At 31.0% G+C, this 934-nt stretch carries 1 protein-coding gene; it reads left to right on the top strand.

Going from position 1 to position 934, the window contains the following annotated elements; genetic code table 11:
• Positions 1-934 (top strand): hypothetical protein (locus tag MBCUT_RS11125; RefSeq protein ID WP_169805348.1); only part of this gene is annotated, 934 nt, incomplete at both ends.

Below are 934 nucleotides of genomic sequence, written 5' to 3'. Positions count from 1 at the left end.
ATAATGTGAATGCTGATTATAACTACTATGGCTACAACGGCATACCAACTATGAGTAATATAGTTGTGAATAATTATTATGTGCTCGGTATTACTAATATGAGTGATCTTAGTGCTAATTATAGTGTTGGTGAGTTATTAAAATTCAACTACACAGTGTATTTGAATGGTTCTACGGATAGTTCTGGTTCTGATTTATTACCTTCTATGAATGGTGTTTATTGGAATGGTACCTTTTTCAAAGAGTTTGGTTTAAACAATAATGGCATAATTGAAGTACCTATTCAAACTATTGCTGATCCGAATGTTGTGTTTAAGAATTTAAATGGTACTGTTATTGGTAGCTTCACACTAGCCGGAGGAAGTATTAGTAAAGGTAATATTACTAATATTACTGTTGATCAATTAACTATTGTGAATAATAGTGTAGCTGATATAACTTTACATATTAATCCGAATATTGGTGGTTTATCACCTATCACATTCAACGTCACTATTAATGGTCAAAATAAGAATGTTACATTTGTTAATGGAACTGGAGTATTTACTGGATTTAATTATGGTCAACTAGGAAATCAAAACTTAACAATAAACTTTGAAAGTACAGATGATTATAACTCTACAAGTATTAATCTTAGCACTAGTTTTAAAGATAATGTAAACTTAGACATTACAGCTTCTGATGTTACCTATGGTGATAATCTTACTGTGGTGATTAATGCAACTACACCTAATGGCACAGCTATCTTAGATGGAGTTTACGAAGTAATCATAAACAACATAACTTACAATGTGACTTTCACCAATGGTGTGGGTAGAGTAAATATCCCTGATTTAGATGTAGATGAATACACATACACCATAATATTTAAAGAAAACAACAATTACACAGAATCCAACAACAACGTGAATTTCATCGTCCAAAAACTAGGAAC

This window comes from Methanobrevibacter cuticularis, from assembly GCF_001639285.1.
Classification (GTDB): domain Archaea; phylum Methanobacteriota; class Methanobacteria; order Methanobacteriales; family Methanobacteriaceae; genus Methanobaculum; species Methanobaculum cuticulare.
This window is presented reverse-complemented; position numbering and strand designations above follow the sequence as displayed.